Source organism: Streptomyces sp. NPDC007905 (assembly GCF_042959345.1).
In the GTDB taxonomy this organism is placed as follows: domain Bacteria; phylum Actinomycetota; class Actinomycetes; order Streptomycetales; family Streptomycetaceae; genus Streptomyces.
Genome location: NZ_JBIBKS010000080.1, coordinates 1 through 1,861, shown reverse-complemented (window position 1 = coordinate 1,861; position 1,861 = coordinate 1). Strand labels below are relative to the sequence as shown.

Sequence of the window (1,861 nt, the reverse complement as noted above, 5' to 3'; positions counted from 1 at the left end):
GGTAGAGACACCTCAGGCACTCAACGTGTCAAGCAGCTGCGGCGAGAGCGGTTGGAAAGGCCGTGTGTTCCTCGAACAGCGTGTGGTGCTGGAGGCAGTAGTAGAGCTGTCCGAGCATGCGATTGAAAAGGTTGCGCTGTGCGGCGGCGTGCCAGTCTCCGTGGTCGTCGCGGCGACGTCGATAGTGGGCCTTGGCGCCGGGCGAGGCCGTGATGGAGGCGAAGGCCCAGAGGTAGCCGGTGTGGTTGAGCCGGTCGTTCTTCACCCACCGCCGGGTGATGCTCGATTTCTTGCCTGAGGCCCTGGTGATGGGCGAGGCGCCGGCGTATGCCTTCAGACCGCGGGCGTCCGCGAAGCGGGCCTTGTCGTCTCCGATCTCGGCGAGCACCCGGGCGCCGAGCTGGACGCCGAGTCCGGGGAAGCTGAGGATGATGTCAGCGTCTGGGTGCTGAGGGAAGGCCTCTTCAACCGCCTGAGCGAGGTCGTCGGCGGCGGTGCAGGCGGCCTCCAACTGGACCAGGAGCGCGAGCATTTGCTTGCCCAGCGCGTCCTCGACCAGCGGCGGCTGGTGAGCGTAGTCGTCGCGGAAGACGCCACGGAGCCGCTCAGCTTCGGCAGTGATGCCGCGCTTGCGGCCGGCCCGCTTGAGCGCGGCCTCCAGCTGCGTGCGGGTCAGCCGCGCGGCCCGGGTCGGCGTCGGGGCCGCCTTCAGAAGCTCCCGGGCCTCCGGTCGGCACAGCCCGTTGCGCCAGGGATCGATGGCCGCCAGGGCGGCCGGGTAGTACTCCCGCAGCAGTGAGCGGAGCTGATTGGACAGCTGCTGGCGGTTCCAGAGTGAGTCCTGCTGAGCACGGGCGAGGACGGCGATTGCCCGGCCGAGGTCGCTGTCGTTGGGCAGTGGCCGGTGGGCGTGCATGTCGGTGCGCAGGATGTTCGCGAGCATCAGGGCGTCGCCGGGGTCGGACTTCTTGCGCGAGACTGAGTGCCGGTCGCGGTAACGGGCGGCCGCCATCGGATTGATCGCGAACACCTGCCGCTTGCCGGTCCGCAGCACCGCCACGAGCAGGCCCCGCGAGGTCTCGATCGCGACCGGGATCGGGTTCCCCTCGCTGTCGCCGAACTCGACAAGCAGGTCCAGCAGGATCTTGTAACCTGCGGCGTCATCGGTGATGTGCCGCTTGGCGAGTAACTGGCCGCTGTCGTCGACCAGGGCGACGTCGTGTGTCCGCTCGGCCCAGTCGATGCCGCAGTAGATCAAAACGTTCCTCCCTATAGTGCATTTTGTGCACGTCACGAGCTCATGCGGGCCACGCAGCGACCTAATCCCAGGACTCAGCACAAGGGCCGGTCCGCCACCTCAGTAGCCGTTCGTGGCACCAGCTCACCCCACGGGCCTCGGTCTATCCGGGAGCTCAGACAGCTCGGGCTTCTCAAGAGGTCACCATGCGGTGGGCTCGCACAACCAACACCAACGAGTGGTCTAGGTAAGGGTGTTGAGGATCGACGGGCCTGGGCGGCGCCGATCTACCTATAGGCATCGGGGCCAAGCGACCTTGAGGCATCCGTCCAGGACCGACGAACATCAAACAGCCGCTTTGCGGTGGCACTCGAAGGCGCCGGACGACGCACGGTCTACGAATAGGGATCAAGGCCAGGACATCTCCAAGCGTCCGTTCGGCACCCACGAGTCCCACCGCTTACTGGTGCCAGTGGTGACGACCGAGCACGTGCCGAACGCAGCGCGGTCTACAGCGAGGCGTCAAAGCCCGGCGTGATTCAGGCATCCACCCGGCACCCGCCAGGTCGTCACCACAAGCCGCAGGGCTGTCCGCCGCTCTCTACCGAGACATTGCATGTCCGG

1 protein-coding gene is annotated in these 1,861 nt (G+C 66.8%); it reads right to left on the bottom strand.

All coding sequences use genetic code 11. From position 1 onward, the window contains the following. Positions 1 to 28: 28 nt before the first annotated feature. The gene (locus ACFZDC_RS41980; protein ID WP_391332370.1) at positions 29 to 1,273 is read right to left on the bottom strand and encodes an IS110 family transposase; all 1,245 of its coding nucleotides are present in this window, start codon (positions 1,271 to 1,273) and stop codon (positions 29 to 31) included. Positions 1,274 to 1,861: the final 588 nt, after the last annotated feature.